Origin of the sequence: Leisingera sp. NJS201 (assembly GCF_004535885.1) — a bacterium.
Taxonomy (GTDB): Bacteria; Pseudomonadota; Alphaproteobacteria; order Rhodobacterales; family Rhodobacteraceae; genus Leisingera.
On record NZ_CP038238.1, the window covers coordinates 84,507 to 103,163 of the forward strand.

17 protein-coding genes and 2 pseudogenes are annotated in these 18,657 nt (G+C 64.7%); 11 read left to right on the forward strand and 8 right to left on the reverse strand.

Features of this window, described 5'->3' with window-relative positions; all coding sequences use genetic code 11:
• The first annotated feature begins 37 nt into the window (after positions 1–37).
• The 10 genes from ETW23_RS23445 to rfbA all read left to right on the forward strand — a co-directional run bounded on the left by ETW23_RS23445 (position 38) and on the right by rfbA (position 10,990).
• Complete coding sequence (locus tag ETW23_RS23445; protein WP_302658749.1) at positions 38–1,309, forward strand: lipopolysaccharide biosynthesis protein; 1,272 nt, start codon at positions 38–40, stop codon at positions 1,307–1,309.
• Positions 1,310–1,317: 8 nt separating this feature from the next.
• Entirely contained in the window at positions 1,318–2,442 is a 1,125-nt protein-coding gene (locus tag ETW23_RS23450) for a phosphotransferase (RefSeq protein WP_167738208.1), read from the forward strand.
• On the forward strand, positions 2,439–3,506 hold the full coding sequence (locus ETW23_RS23455; protein ID WP_134831638.1) for an EpsG family protein: 1,068 nt from the start codon (positions 2,439–2,441) through the stop codon (positions 3,504–3,506). The genes ETW23_RS23450 and ETW23_RS23455 overlap by 4 nt, the downstream gene beginning before the upstream one ends.
• A 44-nt stretch (positions 3,507–3,550) precedes the next feature.
• Complete coding sequence (locus ETW23_RS25295; protein ID WP_167738209.1) at positions 3,551–4,924, forward strand: hypothetical protein; 1,374 nt, start codon at positions 3,551–3,553, stop codon at positions 4,922–4,924.
• Positions 4,833–7,136: a glycosyltransferase gene (locus ETW23_RS23460; protein WP_167738210.1), complete on the forward strand. Its 2,304-nt coding sequence runs from the start codon at positions 4,833–4,835 to the stop codon at positions 7,134–7,136. The genes ETW23_RS25295 and ETW23_RS23460 overlap by 92 nt, the downstream gene beginning before the upstream one ends.
• A complete protein-coding gene (gene rfbC, locus ETW23_RS23465) occupies positions 7,127–7,681 on the forward strand; it encodes a dTDP-4-dehydrorhamnose 3,5-epimerase (RefSeq protein WP_134831640.1) in 555 nt (184 codons plus the stop codon). The genes ETW23_RS23460 and rfbC overlap by 10 nt, the downstream gene beginning before the upstream one ends.
• Positions 7,682–7,713: 32 nt before the next feature.
• On the forward strand, positions 7,714–8,766 hold the full coding sequence (gene rfbB / locus ETW23_RS23470; RefSeq protein WP_134831641.1) for a dTDP-glucose 4,6-dehydratase: 1,053 nt from the start codon (positions 7,714–7,716) through the stop codon (positions 8,764–8,766).
• A gap of 273 nt (positions 8,767–9,039) precedes the next feature.
• A complete protein-coding gene (locus ETW23_RS26440; RefSeq protein ID WP_254695254.1) occupies positions 9,040–9,258 on the forward strand; it encodes a hypothetical protein in 219 nt (72 codons plus the stop codon).
• Positions 9,255–10,103: a dTDP-4-dehydrorhamnose reductase gene (gene rfbD, locus ETW23_RS23480; protein ID WP_134831642.1), complete on the forward strand. Its 849-nt coding sequence runs from the start codon at positions 9,255–9,257 to the stop codon at positions 10,101–10,103. Before ETW23_RS26440 ends, rfbD begins: the two co-directional genes overlap by 4 nt.
• A complete protein-coding gene (gene rfbA / locus ETW23_RS23485) occupies positions 10,100–10,990 on the forward strand; it encodes a glucose-1-phosphate thymidylyltransferase RfbA (RefSeq protein WP_134831643.1) in 891 nt (296 codons plus the stop codon). Before rfbD ends, rfbA begins: the two co-directional genes overlap by 4 nt.
• A 208-nt stretch (positions 10,991–11,198) precedes the next feature.
• Here rfbA and ETW23_RS26445 read toward each other — a convergent pair whose 3' ends face one another.
• Positions 11,199–11,567 carry a hypothetical protein gene (locus ETW23_RS26445; RefSeq protein ID WP_254695255.1) on the reverse strand — a complete coding sequence of 123 codons (369 nt, stop codon included), beginning with the start codon at positions 11,565–11,567 and terminating at the stop codon, positions 11,199–11,201.
• Between ETW23_RS26445 and ETW23_RS26975 the strand changes: the two are divergent.
• A pseudogene (locus ETW23_RS26975) lies at positions 11,469–11,816 on the forward strand (transglutaminase-like cysteine peptidase); the annotation flags it as partial. The gene ETW23_RS26445 and the pseudogene ETW23_RS26975 overlap by 99 nt on opposite strands.
• A gap of 114 nt (positions 11,817–11,930) precedes the next feature.
• Here ETW23_RS26975 and ETW23_RS23495 read toward each other — a convergent pair.
• From ETW23_RS23495 to ETW23_RS23525, 7 genes and pseudogenes are all read right to left on the reverse strand, one after another.
• On the reverse strand, positions 11,931–12,596 hold the full coding sequence (locus ETW23_RS23495; protein WP_134831644.1) for a sugar transferase: 666 nt from the start codon (positions 12,594–12,596) through the stop codon (positions 11,931–11,933).
• 129 nt (positions 12,597–12,725) lie between these two features.
• Complete coding sequence (locus ETW23_RS23500; protein WP_134831645.1) at positions 12,726–13,247, reverse strand: hypothetical protein; 522 nt, start codon at positions 13,245–13,247, stop codon at positions 12,726–12,728.
• Positions 13,237–13,944 (reverse strand): CpsD/CapB family tyrosine-protein kinase, encoded by a 708-nt coding sequence (locus ETW23_RS23505; RefSeq protein ID WP_368075913.1) that lies wholly within the window; start codon positions 13,942–13,944, stop codon positions 13,237–13,239. The genes ETW23_RS23500 and ETW23_RS23505 overlap by 11 nt, the downstream gene beginning before the upstream one ends.
• A 1,276-nt stretch (positions 13,945–15,220) precedes the next feature.
• Positions 15,221–15,550 (reverse strand): annotated as a pseudogene (locus tag ETW23_RS26980) (Wzz/FepE/Etk N-terminal domain-containing protein); the annotation flags it as partial.
• A gap of 71 nt (positions 15,551–15,621) precedes the next feature.
• Positions 15,622–16,347, reverse strand: coding sequence for a hypothetical protein (locus ETW23_RS23515; protein WP_134831648.1), 726 nt, complete (start codon positions 16,345–16,347; stop codon positions 15,622–15,624).
• A 195-nt stretch (positions 16,348–16,542) separates the two neighbouring features.
• The gene (locus ETW23_RS23520; RefSeq protein WP_254695257.1) at positions 16,543–17,307 is read right to left on the reverse strand and encodes a metallophosphoesterase family protein; all 765 of its coding nucleotides are present in this window, start codon (positions 17,305–17,307) and stop codon (positions 16,543–16,545) included.
• 11 nt (positions 17,308–17,318) lie between these two features.
• Positions 17,319–18,494 (reverse strand): polysaccharide biosynthesis/export family protein, encoded by a 1,176-nt coding sequence (locus ETW23_RS23525; protein WP_129373340.1) that lies wholly within the window; start codon positions 18,492–18,494, stop codon positions 17,319–17,321.
• Between the last annotated feature and the right edge of the window lie 163 nt (positions 18,495–18,657).

Consider the following 18,657-nt stretch of genomic DNA (forward strand, 5'->3'; position numbering starts at 1 on the left):
GCCCAAGCCCCGCCCGGCAGGCACTCTTTCCTTTTATCTGCGCAACGGCGCTGTTGTCGGGATCATCAAACTGGCGTCGGTGCCGCTGGTGCTGTCGATCTCGGTGCTGCTGGCGCGCTGGCTGGGGCCGCAGGAATACGGCGTCTATGCCATCGCCTGGTCGCTGGCCGCGATCGGCGCCGCGGCGGCCTCCGGCGGGGTGTCGCAATTTCTGACCCGTCGGGTGGCAGAGCTTCACAAGAGCGGCCGGCAGCCTGAAATCCGGCCGCACATTGCCGCCGCGATGCTGCTGGTCAGCCTTGCGGCGCTCTTGTACCTGCTGCTGCTCGCCGCCGGCTGGAGCGCCCGCGCCCTGCCGCTGCCGCTCACCGGCGGCACCGTTGCGCTGATCTTTCTGGTTGCCGCCTTTATCGGGGTGATCAACATCGGCAGTGCCGCGCTGCGCGGGCTTGAGCGGGCCGCCGAAGGGCAGCTCTGCCTCCTGATCCTGGCCCCGGCAGCCTCGGCTGCTGCCCTGCTGCTGATGATTTCCCTCACCGGCAGCCGGACCGCCTGGGCTGCGCTGGCCGCAATGGCCGCCGGCTATGGGCTGGGCGCGGTGCTGTCGCAATGGCGGCTCAGACGGCTGACCGCAGGGTTTCGCGGCACCGCCGATACCGCCCGCGCCCCCGCCCTGGTCCGCCCGGTCGCCGCGCAAAGCAAAACCTACATCGCCTATGCGGTGCTGATGATCCTGGGCCTGCAGCTGAACCTGCTTCTGGTTGGCGTCCTGCTGCAGGAGGAGCACGTCTCCTATTACAATCTGGCGGATAAGGCGGCGCAGTTTGCCGCACTGCCGGTCGGCATCCTGGAGCTGCTGATGGCCACCCGGGTTGTCAGCCTGTACTCGCAGGGCAATTTTGACGGCCTCCGGAAGCTGTACCTGACCCTGACGCTGGCCGGGTTTGCAGCGGCCCTGCTGATTGCCGCGCCGCTGTATGTCTTTGGCGAAGAGATCATCCGCCTGCTGCTGGGCCAAACCTATGCCGGCGGCATCTACCCGGTGATGCTGCTGCTGCTTGCTGCGCAGCTGGTGCGCGCAGCCTTCGGGCCGGTGACGGTGATGTTGCTGATGACCGGCCATCAGGCCTATTGCGTGGCCAGCCAGCTGACCGGCGCGGCGGTTCTTGCCACCGCCACTTGGCTGCTGGTGCCGCACTACGGGTTGCAGGGCGCAGGCATGGCCGCCACGGCCGGTGTTCTGGCAGCCTATCTGCCGCTGGCGGCCGGCGGATACCGGACCCTTGGCCTGCGGCTGCCGTTGCTATGAATCCTTGCATGTTTCCCGTCACGCAGCCCGGCTTCCCCGGCTTCATCGAAGAACTGGACCTGCTGGGCATTGAACATTGCGCCGCTGCTGATCCCGGCGCCACCGCCTTTGCCGTGCTGAGGGCCGCCAGCGTCCAGCGCTGGCTGCTGGTGCCGCTTCTGGGGCGCGCGGCTGTGGCCGATGCCTTGCGGATGCTGACCCCGATGTCGCGCCGCGCGCGGCTGGCGAAATCCGCCGTGCTGGCCCTCAACGGCGCGGGGCTGCGCCCGGTCTGGGCCCGCAACCGCATCTATCTGAAGGCGCGCGCCCACGCTTCCTGCCTGCACAGCTGGCCATCGGCGGCTTTCTTCTCGGGCACACCGGGGCCTGAGCGCAAGATAACGGTGCAGCTGCGCGGCGCGCACAGCCGCGAAAACGCCTATCTGAAACTGGCCTGCTCGCCGCTTGCCAACACGCTGATCGCAAATGAGGTGCGGGCGCTGCGATCCGTGCGCAAGCTGGACCTGTCCTCGGCGCTGCTGCCGTCCGTGCTGGGATATACCCGGTTCGGCCCCCGCCGGGCGTATATCTGCAGCGACGAGACCCGCCCGGATTTCAAACCCGCCCGCACCCTGGGCCAAGGCCATTCCGGCTTTCTGGACGAAATGGCGGCGAAAACGGCAGCCCCTCTCAGCGGGCAATACCTTTACGGTCTGCAGCAGCAGCAGGCCGCGGCAGCAAAATCCCTGCTGCCGGCGTCAACCGATCTGGCCGCCCGCGGGCTGGAAACCCTGCGCCGTATCCTTGCCCGCAGCACGGTGCCTGCCGCCCTGGCGCATGGCGACTTCACCCCCTGGAACTGCACCGCAACCGGCGCCCGCCTTTATGTCTTCGACTGGGAGCTGTCGGCCCGCCGCCCGCTGGGCTGGGACCATTTGCATTTCCTGCTCAGCACCGGTGCCGCGCCGCCCTCGGGCGATCCGGCGCCACTGCTGCGCCTGATGCAGGCCCGCTGGCACCGCGGATCGCCCGAGGGGGCCCGCTTCCTGCTGATCGCCTATCTTCTGGACCGGATTTTCCGGGGCAATGCCTGCCCTGCCGGCCCGGTAATGCTGCAGCGCCTGCTGGCAGCACCCGCGCAGGACGCCGCATGATCGCGCCGGTGCATCTGATCTATTTTGCCATTGTCCTGGCTGCGGGCCTCGCATCCCTGGCGGCGCTGCAAGTCAAAGGCCGGCCGGGGCAGCTGCTGGCCGGCCTGCCGGTTGTTGCCCTGGTTTCGCTGGCGGTCAGCTGGCGCGATGTCCAGCTTGGCGCCGACACCCGGATCTATCTGGAAATGTACAGCCACCCCGAACGGTTCGAGCGCTTTGTCGAGACCGCCTATATCGCCGCGCTCCGCCTGCTGCGCCACTTCAGCACCGATGGCACGTTCTACTTGTTCGCCAGCGCCTTTGCCGCCAACCTGATTGTCTACCTGGGCTTTGCGCGCTTCAACCCCCGGCTGGCCGGGTTTGCCTTTGCGCTGTATTGCGCCTCGCCGGTGTTCTGGACCGTGAACATCCTGATCCTGCGCAACGGCCTGGCGGCGGCGCTGATCCTGCATGCCACGCTGATCCTGGTTACTGCGGGGCGCAGACGCAGCTTTTTCGCCCTGGCGCTGGCGGGCGGCGGCTTTCACTATTCCGCACTGGGTCATGCGCTGTTCCTGTCCGCCGCCGATCTGACCACCGCACGGCGCACGGCCCTGTCCGCGGGCGTCCTGATCTGCACTGCCGCGGCCCTGCTGCTGGTCTTCCCCTATGTGTCCGCCAGTGCCGCCCCCTGGATCGAACGGTTCGAGGATTACCAGCATTACGCCGCCTCCGGACAGTTCGCCTATGAAAACGCATCGCTGAAGCCGCAGCATGCAATCCCGCTTCTGGTGCTGCTCGGCGCGCTGCTGCAATGGCGGCGGCTGCAAAACAGCGAAAAACTGCTGCTGCGCTACTATCTGGCGCTGCTGATCCTGGCGGCGCTGTTCTGGGGCAATGTGCTGTTCCGCGACCGGATCTACCTGCCCGCCCAGATGATGGAGCCGCTGTTCCTGGCGCTGTTCCTGCGCCGGGTGCTGCGCGAGGACGTGCTGTTTGCTGTCGGCGGCTTTGCCTTTTTCCTGATGCTGGCAGCCGGGACAATCCTGATCTGGGGGCCGCGCAATGTGCTGCAAGTCTACTGAACCGGGGCCTGACTGCCGCCGCAAACCAACAAACAGGAGCTGACATGAACGGCCTCAGCCTGCCGCAGCGCGACCAGCTTCTGCTCCGGTTCTTTGCTTGCCTTGATGAGCACGGTGTCTCTTATTGCGTGCTGTCCGGCCTCGCGGCCGAGAACCCGGAATATGATCTGGACGTGGATATCTCAGCCGCCCCCGGCGACCGGGCACTGATTGCCAGGCTGGTGCGGCAGTTCGCGCAGGATAACGGACTGCTGCTGCTGTTTGATATCTGGTCCGGCACCTGCAGCCGTGCCTATACGCTGGTCCAGCGCGGCAGCGCCGGGCGGGTGATGCTGAAGCTGGACATCATGGCGGGTTACGGCTCCTTCCGCACCGGCGAGGTGCTGCGCCACGCGGAACTTGCCCGCAACAGGGTCTATAATGGCATGTTCTGGACCCTGTCGCCGCAATCCGAGCTGGCCTATCTGGCGGTCCGGCATGTGCTGAAGAACGACAACCGGGCCTATCGCGCCGCCCGGATCGGGGACCTGCACGCCACCGTGGACATGCACGCCTTCAAATCCGCCTTTCCCCCTGTCATTCTGGACGCTGCCGAGGCCGCAGCAGCCCGCCGGCTGCCGGAACAGGGCGCGGCGCTGCGGCGGCAGCTGGCCCGCTATGGCAAGGCGCGCATGGGGCACCGCCGCCGCCTGATTGCCGCGGTGCAGGAAACCCGCCGGCACCTGCAGCGGATCCGCCACCCGGTGGGCTGCAGCATTGCGTTTCTGGGGCCGGACGGTTCCGGCAAATCCACCCTGATCGCCGCACTGCACAAAAGGCTGTCACCGGTTTTTCACGGCGTCACTCTTCTCTACTGGCGGCCCCGGCTGCTGCCAACGCCGGGGCGGCTCAAATTCTGGAACCCGGCGCCTGAGAAACAGGAAAACCCCAACCCCCACGATGTGGTGCCGCACGGGCGGGCGGTGTCGCTGGCGCGGCTGCTGTATTTTTCCTGCGATTACATCCTGGGGCATTTCCTGGTGGTCCTGCCCCGGATGATCCGCAAGGATCTGGTGGTTTTCGACCGCTTCCTGAACGACATCCGCCTTGACCAGCTGCGCTACCGCATGGCTGTTCCGGCGCGGCTGCTGCGGCTGATCGAGCGTCTGGCACCCAGACCGGACATCATCTTTGCGCTGCATGGCCCGCCAGAGGTGCTGCACGGCAGAAAACCGGAACTCGAGCTTCAGGAAACCGCCAGACAGGTGGATCTGCTGCAGCAGATGGCCCGCGGGAACCGCCATTTTGCGGCGGTCCAAGTTGATAGGGATATTGAACACATTGTTGATGAGATCATTGAAACCCTCCTGGCGGCTTGCGCGGAGAACGGCGGCAACCACGCAAGAAACCACACCCGGCGCAGCCCCTCAGGCAGATAACACCGCGCCGGTCCTGTTTCTGGACTCGGTCTCCGACATGTACGGATCGTCCCGCATCGCGCGCTTTATCATCACCTTTCTGGAAGACGCCGGATATAGTGTGGATGCGCTGGTCGCGGTGGAACGCAACGACCCCGCCGCCCGCTATGCCGCACGGGCGGATCTGCCGGTCCTGGTGATGCGGGACTTCCGGCAGGCGCCGTTCAAAAGCTTGGCCAAGGTGATCCGCAACTCCGCCCGTTTTGCCGCCCTGCTGCGCAGAGGTTTTCCCCGCCACCGGACCCTCTATTGCAACACTTTCGCGACCTTGCCCGCCGCCCTGATTGGCCGCATGTTGCGCCGCCGCTGCATTCTGCATCTGCATGAAACTGCCCCCGGCCCGGCGGCGGCAGCGGTGCTGAAGGCGGCCATACAGCTGTCCGGCCTGCAGGTCATAGCCGTCTCACAAGCCATCAAAGATTCCTGGGGGCTGGAAACCGCCGCGCAGGTGCAGGTCATTCACAATGGCATCCCCGATCTGGACAAAAGCTACGCCGCCACCGGCGACAGCCGCCCCTGGGACATCGCCTTTGCCGGGCGGTTGACGGCGCAGAAGGGGTTTCACGTCTTTCTGAACGCCCTGCGCCTGCTGGACACGCCCCGGCACCGGGGCGCCAAAATCCTGATCCTGGGCGGCTGCCTGCCCGGCGAGACCCTGCCGCCCGGCACATTTGCAGGCTTTACCCATCTGCAGCTGGATTATCTGGGCGAACGCCCCGACGCCGCGGCTTTCTTCGCGCAAAGCAAAGTGGCCTGCATCCCGTCGCTGTTTGCCGACCCCTTCCCGACCACCGCGCTGGAGGCGCTGCGCGCGGGTTGCCTGGTCGCGGCCTCCGATACCGGCGGTCTGCCCGAGGCACTGCAGGGCACCGCCAGCACGCTGGTGGCACCGGGCAATGCCAAAGCGCTGGCACAGGCGCTGGCCGCCAAACTGGCCGGGACAGACCCGGACGGCGCCCGCCAGAACCGGGCGCAATACGAGGCCCGCTTTACCCTGCAGGGTTTCAAGGCACGGTTTCTGGCAGGCCTCGCGCCGCTGCAAACACGCCCTGCCCCGCAGATGAAAGCCGCCATTCTCGGCACCGTCGGGGTGCCGGGACGCTATGGCGGGTTTGAAACGCTGGCGGAAAACCTGGTGCGCTATTCCATGGCGCAACACCGCAAGGAGGCGGATCTGACCGTCTATTGCAGCGCCCGCGCCTACCCCGGCCGCCCGGCCCGGTTCCTGAACGCCCGGCTGCGCTATTCGCGGCTGAACGCCAACGGCATTCAAAGCATCCTTTATGATGCCATGACAGCGCTGGATGCGGTGCGGCGCGGCCATAACGTGCTGCTGCTGCTGGGGGTTTCGGGCGCCTGTGTGCTGCCGCTGATCCGCTTGGTGTCCCGCGCGCGGATCATCACCAATGTCGACGGGATCGAATGGCAGCGGGCAAAATGGCAAGGACCCGCGCGCCGTTTCCTGCGCTGGTCCGAAGGGCTTGCGGTGCACTGGTCGCATCAGGTCATTGCCGACAACCAGGGCATTGCCGATTACTTGCGTGAAACCTACGGCGTCACCGCCGAAGTCATCGCCTATGGCGGCGATCACGCGCTTGCCGGTTCTGGCGTCTCCCCAGATGATGATACAGCGCTGCCCGCCCGCTACGCCTTGGCGCTGTGCCGGATTGAGCCTGAGAACAATCCCGAAATGATCCTGACAGCTTTTGCGCAGGCCGGGCAGCCGCTGGTCTTTGCCGGCAATTGGAACAACAGCGCCTTCGGGCGCAGGCTGCGGGCGCAGTTCGGCGGCCATCCCGCATTGCATCTGCTGGACCCGGTTTACGATCCCGGCGCGCTTTGCCGTTTGCGCTCGAACGCATCGCTTTATGTGCATGGCCACTCGGCCGGCGGCACCAATCCCGCCTTGGTCGAGATGATGCATTTCAACCTGCCGATTCTGGCCTATGATTGCAGCTTCAACCGCTTCACCACCGAACAGCAGGCCGCCTTTTTCACCTCCTCCGCGGCGCTGGCAGAGTTGATATCCAGCGGATTTGACGATACCGCCGCAGCAGCAGCCCTGTGCGACGTTGCCCGGCGGCGCTACAGATGGGACCGGATCGGGCAGCAGTACTTCGGCCTGATGCAGGCGGAAACACAGAAGACAAGAGGTCAGAGGCGATGCAGATAGACGAAACAGGGCTGCCTGGGCTGAAGGTGCTGACACCGGCACGGTTCGGCGACGCGCGCGGCTTTTTCAGCGAAAGCTGGAACCGGCAGCGGCTGGCCGCCCAGGGCATCGATCTGGACTTTGTGCAGGACAACCATTCTGTTTCGGCCCAAACCGGCACCCTGCGGGGCCTGCATTTCCAATCCCCGCCCCATGCCCAGGACAAGCTGGTGCGCTGCGGCCAGGGGGTTCTGTTCGACGTGGCTGTGGATATCCGCAAAGGCTCGCCCGCTTACGGCAAATGGTTCGGTATTGAACTGAGCGCTGAGAACGGCAGGCAGCTGTTGGTGCCCAAAGGGTTCCTGCACGGCTTCCTGACCCGTGCGCCGGACACCGAGGTGATTTATAAATGCACCGATTACTACGCGCCCGAGTGCGACGGCGCGGTGGCCTGGGACAGCTGCGGCATCGATTGGGCATTTGACGGCACGCCCGTCCTGTCGGACAAAGACAAAAGCGCACCGGCGCTGGCGGATTTCGACAGCCCCTTTGCCTGGGAAGGATAAGTGATGAAGATACTCGCAGCCGGAGGCGCGGCATGAAAATTCTGGTAACCGGCGGGGCCGGTTTTATCGGCTCGGCAGTGGTGCGGCTGGCGGTGGCGCGCGGCCATCAGGTGGTGAACCTGGATGCGCTGACCTATGCCGCCTGCCTGGCGAATGTGGCCGAGGCTGCACAAAGCCCGCTTTATGCGTTTGAACAGGCCGACATCCGCGACCGCGCCGCATTGGACCGCGCATTTGAAACCCATAAACCCGATGCGGTGATGCATCTGGCGGCGGAATCCCACGTCGACCGCTCGATCGACGGGCCGGGCGATTTTGTCGAGACCAATATCACCGGCACCTATCAGATGCTGGAAGCCGCCAGGAAATACTGGACCGCGGCCGGCAAGCCGGAGGCTTTCCGCTTCCATCACATCTCGACCGATGAGGTCTACGGGAGCCTGCCCGCCGACCCCGATGTGATGTTCACCGAAGACACCGCCTATGATCCGCGCTCGCCCTATTCCGCCTCCAAGGCCGCCAGCGACCATCTGGTGCGCGCCTGGGCCGAAACCTATGGCTTGCCGGTGGTGCTGACCAATTGCTCCAACAATTACGGCCCCTATCACTTTCCGGAAAAACTGATCCCGGTGGTGATCCTGAACGCGCTGGCCGGCAAGCCGCTGCCGATCTACGGCGACGGCTCCAACGTGCGCGACTGGCTTTATGTCGAGGATCACGCCGACGCCCTGCTGCTGGTGGTGCAAAAGGGCGCGCTGGGGCGCAGCTACAATATCGGCGGCGAGAATGAGCGTTCGAACCTGGAGCTGGTACAGACGCTGTGTTCGATTCTGGATCAAAAGCGGCCCCGTGCCGATGGCGGATCTTACAAAGATCAGATCACCTTTGTCACCGACCGTCCCGGCCATGACGCGCGCTATGCCATCGATCCCAGCCGCATCCGCGACGAACTCGGCTGGCGCCCTTCGGTGACGGTCGAGGAAGGCCTGGAGCGCACCGTGCAATGGTATCTGGACAATGAGGCCTGGTGGCGCGCCCTGCAGGACCGCGACGGCGTCGGCCAGCGGCTGGGCACCGGCAAGTGAGCCGGCCGGGCCGGCTGCCATGCTGACTGCGCATCTGCCGTCTGGCTATGTGCTGGCGCGGCTGGCGCCTGAGGGGCACCGGTTCTTGCTGCCGGCCGCCCTGATTGGCGCGGTGCTGCCGGATTTCGACATGCTGTGGTTTTATCTCATTGACCAGGGCAGCATTCATCATCACCGTTACTGGGTGCATGTGCCAGTCTTCTGGGCCGTGGTCGCGGCTCTTGTATTGCCTGTTCTGGCTCTGTGGGCCCGCGCCCTGCTGGCCCGGGGCTGGTGTTTTTTGCGGCTCTCTTCCTGCACATGGTGCTGGACAGCATTGGCGGCGGCATCCTGTGGGGCGCGCCTTTCAGCGGTCATCTTTTTGCGCTGGTGGAAGTGCCCGCCAGCCAGCCCCATTGGGTGCTGTCCTTCCTGCTGCATTGGACCTTCCTGCTGGAGCTGGGCATCTGGGGGTGGGCCTTGTATCTGTGGCGCAAAGGGAGGCGCGCATGATCTTAGTTTTCGGCAAGACCGGCCAGCTGGCCCGCGAACTGGCGGCACATCAGGGTATAACCTGCCTGGGCCGCGATGAGGCAGACCTGAGCGACCCCGAAGCCTGCGCGGCGGCCATTCGCGCCCATGCCCCTGCCGCCGTAATCAATGCCGCGGCCTATACCGCCGTCGACAAGGCAGAAGACGAAGAGGCACTGGCCGCTGTCATAAACGGCGATGCTCCCGGCGCCATGGCACGGGCCTGCGCCGCGCTGAACATTCCCTTTGTCACCGTCTCCACCGATTATGTCTTTGACGGCAGCGGCGATGCTCCTTGGAAACCTGCCGATGCGGTAAGTCCCCTCAACGCCTATGGCCGCTCCAAGCTGGCAGGCGAGGAGATGGTGCGCGGGGCGGGCGGCGCATATGCCATCCTGCGCACCTCCTGGGTGGTCTCGGCGCATGGCAGCAACTTCGTGAAAACCATGCTGCGTTTGGGCAAGGAGCGCGAGCGCCTCATGATCGTTGCCGACCAGATCGGCGCGCCGACACCGGCGCGGGACATTGCGGCGGCCTGCCTTGCCATGGCGCGGCAACTGGCTGAGGATCCGGGCAAATCAGGCATTTATCATCTGGCAGGCGAGCCCTGGACCAGCTGGGCGGAATTCGCGCGCGCGATTTTTGCCCGGGCCGGGATTGCCTGCGAGGTGGAGGACATTCCCGCTTCCGCCTATCCCACGCCTGCGGCACGCCCCTTGAATTCACGTCTCGACTGCACATCGCTGGAGACGGTTTTCGGCATCCCGCAGCCGGATTGGCCGATGGGGCTGACTGAGATTCTGAAAGATTTGGGAGAATTGGCATGACTGACGGCAAGCCCGGCGCGGGTCGCAAAGGCATCATTCTGGCGGGCGGCTCGGGCACCCGGCTTTATCCGATCACCATGGCGGTCTCGAAACAGCTGCTGCCCTTGTATGACAAGCCGATGATCTATTACCCGCTCAGCGTGCTGATGCTGGCGGGCATCCGCGAGATCTGTGTGATCACCACGCCGCAGGATCAGGAGCAGTTCACCCGCCTCCTTGGCGACGGCAGCCAGTGGGGGGTGTCGCTCACCTATGTGGTGCAGCCCTCGCCCGACGGGTTGGCGCAGGCGTTTATCCTGGCCGAGGATTTCCTGGCCGGCGCCCCTTCGGCGCTGGTTCTGGGCGACAATATCTTCTTTGGCCATGGTTTGCCGGACCTGCTGGCCGCCGCCGATGCGCAATCCGTCGGCGGCACCGTGTTCGGCTATCACGTGGCAGATCCGGAACGCTATGGCGTGGTCGGGTTCGACGATGAGGGCCGCGCCCGCGAGATCATCGAAAAACCTGCGGTGCCGCCCTCGAACTATGCGGTGACGGGCCTTTATTTCCTGGATGGCACGGCGCCGGAACGGGCCCGGCAGGTCGCGCCGTCGCCGCGCGGCGAGCTGGAGATCACCGACCTTTTGCAGATGTATCTGGAGGAAGGGTCGTTGCGGGTTGAAACCATGGGCCGCGGCTATGCCTGGCTGGATACCGGCACCCATGGCTCACTGCTGGATGCGGGTAATTTCGTGCGCACCCTGCAGGAACGCCAGGGGCTGCAGACCGGCTGCCTGGAGGAGATCGCCTATAGCCAGGGCTGGATTGATGCGGCCCAGTTGAAGGCACGGGCCGCGAAATTCGCCAAAAACGCCTATGGTGCCTATCTCGAAGGGCTCCTGAAGTAGGCGGCAGGCTCCCGCCCGTCATCCGCTATCACAGATAGCCTCTTCCGGTTGGGCCCGGCGCCGCTGCGCGGCGCGGGGCGCGGCTTGCGGATGTATGGGTAACGGTTTGATAGCAATTCCTAACAAATTGAAAACAAGAGCCACTTTCTAGCCACAGCAGTCCCGCAACCATTCTCGATTGCGCCAATAGACCTGCCCTCGACCGGATTCATTCTGCGAGGAGCACGCAATGGCACAGCAGCAAACGGAAACCCGCACTGGGCAGGGCTTTGGCCGCCGCATGCGGCAGCGGGTGCTGCCCGGCATCCATGCAGTGCTGGCCGCCGGCCTGATGGCAGTGGTGACAGCCGCGTCCGCCGCCGCCGTTCAGCCGCTGCCGCCTGCGCAAACGGCAGCCGTTCAGGTGCCGGTGTCCCGGCAAGTGCTGCCGCCCCTGGCCCATGCCCGTTTCTGTCTGCGCCACCCCGGTCAATGCGCCGTGCGCGGCGGCAGCCCGCAGCCTGCCGGCTCCGCTCAGGCGCAATTGGCCGGGGTGGTGGCGGTTAATCTGGCGGTCAACCGGGACATCACCCCGCAAGCGGACGGCACCCTGCAGGAGATTGCCGATGAATGGCGGCTGAATACGGTGCGCGGTGATTGCGAAGATTATGCACTTTTAAAGCGTAAAAAGTTAATGGATTTGGGCTGGCCGTCCGCATCGCTGCGGCTGGCAACGGTGCTGACACCGGCCGGCACCGGCCACGCCATATTGATTATACGTTTTCGCGGTGGCGATTTTGCCTTGGATAATCTCACAAATGAAATCCGGCCCTGGCGGGAAACCGGATATCGGTTCTTGAAGATCCAATCGGAAACAGATCCAAAAGCCTGGTATTCAGTAGCCGCACCGCAAACCGGGGCGGGTTGTCCTGAGCCCCGTTGCCGCAAGACTGCATCCGCGTCAGGCGCCGCCGCGCCGCGCAATCACGCTGAGGGTGCGCCACACAATGCGGGCTTCCATGGCAAAGCCCGCATTGGCGATATAATGCAGATCGGCGCGCACCTTGTTCCGGGTGGCATCAACGCCTTCGATATACCCCAGCTCCACCTGGGCCCAGCCGCTGATGCCGGGGCGCACCGCGTGCCGCTCCTGATATCCCGGCACGTCAGACAGAAACCGGCGCGCATGGCCTATATAGTCCGGGCGCGGCCCGATCAGACTCATTTCCCCCTTAAAAACATTGATTATCTGCGGCAGCTCATCCAACCGGGCGCGGCGCAGAAACCGCCCGAGCGGGGTGATCCGCTCTTCTTCCAGCGGGCAATCAGCGGTGCGGCGGATTTCCGGCGCGGGGCGCATTGTCCGGAATTTATAGGCGGTGAACGGGCGGCAGTCCCGCCCCATGCGCCGCTGCGAATAGAGCAGCGGCCCCCGGTTCCAAAACGGATTGAGAAGCAGCAGACCCGCGGCGCACATCAGTGCCAGCGGCAGCAGGATCGCGCAACTGACAACCAGATCAAACGTGCGCTTTACCCCGGCAAACACAAATCCGGACAGGGTGCTGCGGGGCGGCGGACCAACTGAATTACAAGGCAGATCCCGTTCCGGGACTTCAAAGTCGAACATTTAACTTTAACACCCAAGGTTTAATGGAAATTTTAACCATCCGCCGCAATCAGGCGGGTAAACATCAGGCAATTATCTATTATGTCAAAATTGTGTCAATTGATTCTCAAAGTGAGAACAGTTAAACATTCATAAGTTGTTTAATAAATGAAACGCTTCCCGCCGCCTCAGAATCCAGCCCTCATAAGGGGCTGAAAGCCGCGAGCGTTCCAAATAGCGTTCCAGCTGCCGTTCCGGCAGGCCGAGTGTCCGCCCCGTCACAGCCAGGCGCAGCCAAAGATCCCCGTCAAGCGGCTGCCGGGCCGCCGCCGCCTCAAGCTGGCGCAGGGCGGCTTTGCGGGCCGCAACTGCCTCCGGGTCCGGCGCAGGCCGCAGCGGGTCCAGGCCGTTTGCCGCTGCTATCAGATCCGCCGCGTATTGATGTAAAACCGCCCTGCTGCGGTGCAGATGCGGATCAAACAGCGCTGCCGCACCGGCTGGCGCGGCCAGCAGCGCCGCCACCAACCCGCTGTCCGCCGTCTCCAGCCGTCCGGCCCCGGCCTCTGCGGCCAGGCGGTGATGCGCCTGGTGGGCCAGATGGCTGCGCAAACCCTGCCATTGCAGCCCTGCGCACAAGGCCGCCAACGCCAGAAGCAGGGCTTTAGCTGTCATCGTAATAGCGGCCGTAGGCCCTCCCGCAGCCATAAGACGACCCCTCGCAACTGCCATAGGCAGCGGCCTTTTTCGCGTCGAACATATTCAAAAAGGCACCATAGCACTTGCCGCGCAGCCGCGGGTCGCTGCCCAGGATGGCGGCGGCGTGGTTCACATCGGCAGCGCCCCATTTGGCCACAAAAAACAGCCCGTCCAGATTGTGCAGAACCGCGCGCCCATCGACCACCGGACCCAGCGGCGGCAGATCAAGGATCACGCAGTCATAGACCGCCGCACAGGTGCTCAGAAGATGTTCCATCGCCGGGCCGCCCAGCAGTTCGCCGGTATGCACCGCCCGGCCCGGCCGGTTCGGCAGGATATGGGCGCCGGTCGCCTGCTCAATACACAGCACATCCTGCCAATCCGCCCCGTCCAGCAGCACATCCGCCAGGCCCTGCTCAATACCGCCCGCCAGCGACCGGGTCAGGCCCGGATTGCGCAAATCGCCGTCGATCAGCATGACCGAGGCGCCCTGCGCCGCCAGCAGCGCTGCAAAATTGGCAGCGGTGGTTGTTTTGCCTTCGCCGGGGAAGCAGGACACAACACCGATGATCTGGCTGGCACCGCGCTGCGGCGCCTTCAGCGTCAGGCTCATCCTGCCGGTGCGCAGCGTCTCGGCAAAGCCCGACAGCGGCTTGTCCGCGCCATAGCGCATGATGGCGGGAAACAGCACTTCCCGCCTGCCAAGCTGCACATCCGCCGCCTCCGGCGGGGCTGCGGCGCTGAAATCTTCTCCAGCCCGCCCAAAAATTCCAGCCCAAGGATATCTCTGATCTGATCTTCTGTGCGCAGCCTGGTGTCCACCGCCTCCCGCACAGCGCTCCAGCCCGCCGCCAGCAGCACCCCAGAATGCCGGCCAGGGCAGTGACCTTGGCCAGCTGCGGCGAACTCGGGTATTGAGGCACCCGCGCCGGGTTCAAAATCCGCGCGTCCGACACCGGAAAGCTCTGCTCCTGCAGCGATTGCTGATAGCGCTGCAGGAAACTGGTATACAGGCTGCGCACGGTCCCGGCATTGCGCTCCATCTCGCGCAGCTCCACCAGCGTTGTGTTGTCCGCCCCCAGCTGCGCGGCGGCAGCCGTCTGCGCGGCCTCCAGGCTGGCCAGCCGTTCGCGGGCTTCATGCACATCGTTGCGGGCCACCACCTCCGAACGTTTGATCTCTTCGAACATCAGCCCTTCCAGCTGGATCAGCTCGCGCTGGCGCCGCCGGGTCTGCGCGTGATTCGCACCCAGGCTGCTGCGCAGATAGTTGAAATCCCGCAAGGTCTCCAGATACTGGCTGCGCAGGTTTGCAGTGATCGACTGGCTCGCGGTGGAGCTGACAAAGGCCGAGGTGTCATTCTGCGCGACAATCTCATGCAGCCGGTTGCTGCGGGCCTGCAGCGCCAGCAGCTCCGCCCGCAGATCCGCCACCTGCTTGTTCAGCAGCTCCAGCTCGATATCCGACGACAGATCGCCGCCTGCCCCTGCCAGATTGTTCTCGCGCCGGAAGCTGTCGACCGCTTTGTCCAGCAGTCCGGACTGCAGCCGCAGCTGGTCCGACCGCTCCTTCAGCCAGTTGGTGGCGCGCTGGGTCGCCTCGTATTTCGAGGCCAGCTGATCCTCGATATAGGCATTGGCAACCGCATTGGCGATCCGCGCCGACAAGGCCGGGGAGACCGAGGTATAAGTGATTTGCAAAACCCGGCTGCGCTGCACCTGGCGCACCGACACATTGTCCCGCAGCAGGCTGACAGCATCCTGCCGGGCGGCTTCCGCCAGTTCCTGCGGCGTCAGCGGAATGGCGGGCGGTTCGTCCTGCACCCAGGATACAGCCGCTGCTGCCGCCAGCCGCAGCAGGGCTTTCACCCCTTCAGCCGCCCGCCCCGGCCCGGTCCTGGGTTCGCTCAGAAACGCAGGGTCCTGCACCAGATCCAGCGCCGCAACCACCCGCGCCGCAATCTGCTCGGACCGCAGCACCTGGATTTCAGTGGTGATCTGATCCTCGTCCAGCCGGACGCCCGACACCCCGGACAGTTCGCGGGCGTTTTCAGCATCCGCTGAGCCGACGCTGATATGGGCCGAGGCGGTGTAGACCGGCGTTGCGGTCGCTGCATAAGCGATCCCCAGCAGCAGCCCGGCCAGCAGCCCCAGCAACAGCACCGGCCAGCGCCGCCGCGCCACCGCAAAGATCCGCATCAGGTCAAGTCCGTCGTCCTGCGCCCCGCCGCCGTCCGGCACTTGCGGCACCCGCATCGGTTCGTGGGTCATCTTCTGCATTTGGCACCTGAATACTGGCAAACAGCGGCCGCAGCAGCTGTCCGCAAACGCAGGTGTTGCCGGGACATCACCTAGCCGGCCGGGCTGACAGCGCCGTCCGGCACCCCGCCTGCACTGCCGCCGCCAGAGCTGCCGCCGCCCTGGGTGCTGCCCGGGGTGCTGCCGGTCACACCGCCCGCAGTGTTGCCGACCGGTACGCCGCCGCCGGTGGCAGGCGTGCCGCCTGCAGCCGCAGCACCGCCGCCGATGTCCGCAGCACCGCCGCCCGCCGCCGCATCCGGAGCCTCAAGCCCGGCGCCGGATACCCCCGGCGCGGCGGGATTTGTGGCCGCCGTCTGCAAATCCCCCGAGGCGGCGGTGAACCCCGCCGCCAGCCCGGCAGAGGGCGATTGCGCAACCGCCAAAAGGATGGCCGTGCCCTGTTGAAAATTCCCTTCCGCCGTCATCCGGCTTGCGGCCTGCGCCAGGCCTGCGCCAATGGCCGCGGCCTGCTCTGCGCTGACTCCCTCCGCTGAGGCCAGGGCGGCAATCCGGGCGGCGGCGCCGGGATCCGTCAGGACGACCGAGGCAATCAGCATCGCCAGATCGCCCTCTTGGGTCAGAAACGCTGCCGGATCGGCAAGGAACAGCGCCAGCGCCGCCGGACTTGCCTCTGCCCGGCCCGCGCCACCTGCCCCGTCTGTCCCCGCCGCGCCTTCCGCCGTCTGCGCGGATGCGGGCGGCGGGGACATTGCAAAGGCTGCAACAAAACCAGCCGCCAGCACCTGACGGGTTCTTGAAGAAAACGCAAAACTCATGTCATGACCTCAAATACCCAACTCACGGCGCGGACAGGTCCGCGCGCCTATATCCGGATTATGCACCCCTTGCGTGCATAAATACCTATCTTAGCCTGCTGGATCGGCGCGCTTTTAATTAAATCCCCGATAAACTGCGCTCCCGCTCCTTTCCCAACGCTCTTCCCGGTCCATTTCCCGGCCTGTCCCGGACGGTCAGGCGGTCAATACCTCAAAGCCGTCATTGCGCACCGCAACCGCACTCAGCTTTCCGGTTGCAAAAGCGCCGGTATCCACGCAGATCCGGCCCCCTTCGGCGCGCACCTCCTCGGCAATTGTGTGGCCATGGACAATCCACACCCCGTCCTGGCGCGGAACCCGCCCGAAACTGCCGTGGCCCCAGGCCAGATGGTAATCCTCCTGCGCCTCCAGCGGACGGGCGGGGTCAGCCCCCGCATGCACCGCCGCCACATTGCCGGTCTGCCAATAGGCCGGCAGGGCGCGGATCCAGCTGATCAGCCCGGCACCCATCCTGTTTTGCAGACTGTCGCGCGCTGCAATCCAGTTCAGGTCCGGCATCCCCGCATGCACCGCGGCGATGCCAAAACTTGCCAATGTCTGGCGGCCGCCATGCCGCAGCCAGCCCGGCCCTTCGCCCAGCGGATCGTCCAGAAACCCCAGCAGCATGTCCTCGTGGTTGCCGCGCAGGCAGACCGCCTCAGGGTTGCTGACCTGCAGCCCGTGCAGCGCCTGCAGCACCTGGGCGCTGTTTTCGCCCCGGTCGATGTAATCGCCCAGAAACACCAGCCGCCCGCATTCCGGCCGCAGCGCAATCCGGTCCAGCAGCCGGCCCATCAGATCATAGCAGCCGTGAATGTCCCCCACCGCCACAAAATCCTCTGCCGGGGCCAGGGCGGCAAATTCTGCGGCCTTGCGCCTGTTTGCCGTGGTGCGGAACCGGCTGAAAAACCCCTGCATCATGCGTGCGCGCCTTAGTTCGACAGGTTCGACAGATCGCCGTCGATCTGCACGGTGTCGCCTGAAATGGTGGTCGCCAGCCCGAAGAATTTGCTGACCGCTACGGAATCCGCGTTGGAGACATAAACCACATCCCCGTCCCGCACGTCGAAATTCCGGGCCATGAAGAAACTGTCAGGCTTGCGGAAATTGGCCCGGTAAACCGTTGGAATATCGTGCTGTTCAAAGCCCGAGACATCGACACCCATCTCCTTCAGCGCATGGCGGTGCTCGGTGCGGTAGATGAACACATGCGCCGGGTCCGCCTGGTTGTCGTCCAGCCCAACCGCCTGGGCAACCGCGCCGTTCAGATCCACCGCCGCCGCGCCGAACGTGAACTCCCCCACCGTGCCGGTGGCGCCGAAGGCGTAGAACTTCTTGCTCTCGCTGGAGATATTGATGTTGTCCCCCGGCGCCACAAAAACGTTTTCGCGCGGGTTGGCTGTCAGCGCCTCATAGGCGATCTTGGCGCTTTGCCGCCCCCGCGACAGGGTGACAAAGGTCTCGTGATCCTCGCCGGTGATGCCGCCCGCCTGGGCCACCAGATCCAGCACCCGGTCGCCGCTGTTGCGCAGGGTGAACACGCCGGCCTCCTTTACCTCGCCAATCACCGAGGCGCGCGGATAGTTCGCCTCGACCACCTCGATCGTGACCGCCGGGTTGATCGCTTTTTCCTCCAGCTGGCGCTCGATAATATCCTCCACCGCCGAAGGGCTGTTGCCCGCCGCCCGGATCTTGCCCGCATAAGGCACCGAGATCATGCCGTCGCGGCCGATCTCCTGGGCTGGCAGGGTGACAAAATTGCCCGGCCGCACCCCGGCCTCCTTGGGGATGAACAGCCCGCCGGACTGGTCCTCGAAAATGGTGATCTGAATCACGTCGCCCGCGCCCAGCCGGATGCTCGGCACCTCGGCGCTGCTGGCGCCAAAGGTCGAAAACGAGCTGCTGTCGTCCTTGGTGACAAACGGGATCACCTCGCGGTTCACATCAACAACCACATATTCATAACCCAGCGTCGCCTCATCAGCCTGCAGATGGCTGGCGGATTTTTCCAGGATCGCGGTCTCATCCGGGCCGTTGCGGGGTAAAAAACCGCACGCCCCCGCAAGAAGCAGCACAAACAGAAGACCAAGGGGCCGTTTGCAAATCATCGGGTTTTCAATTCCACTCGTCCAAAGCGTTTTACACAGGCTGAAACATACCGCATCAATGGCCTTTCTAGCAGAATTTACCGGAAAAAAAGAGTTCTAATAAAATTTTATGATCCCTTTGCGGATCAGGTTGTATAATCCGAATACGGGCATTTGATCCGGT